Annotated in this window: 1 pseudogene; it reads left to right on the forward strand. The window is 45.1% G+C overall.

Going from position 1 to position 359, the window contains the following annotated elements:
* Positions 1-359: pseudogene (locus tag ACTHSP_RS22905) on the forward strand (D-lactate dehydrogenase); the annotation flags it as partial.

Consider the following 359-nt stretch of genomic DNA (forward strand, 5'->3'; position numbering starts at 1 on the left):
CCGACTGCCGCCCGTTTTAATGCCGACCCTGCGCGTCACTACGAAGCATCAGGTTGCGCGGGCAAGCTGATGGTGTTTGCCGTACGCTTGGATACGTTCCCACAAGAAAAACAGACTGCCGTTTTCTATATCGGCACCAATGATATTAATGAGCTGACCGATATTCGTCGTGCTGCTTTGAGTGAGTTTAAAAACCTGCCTATTTCCGGTGAGTATATCCATCGTCATGCTTTTGATATTGCTGCCGTTTATGGTAAAGATACTTTTTATATCATTAAGACGTTCGGTACCCACCAACTTCCGAAACTGTTTGATCTGAAAGCCCGTGTGGATAGATTCAGCAAAAAGATAAGTTTCTT

It is taken from the genome of Neisseria sp. P0001.S005, assembly GCF_051963715.1.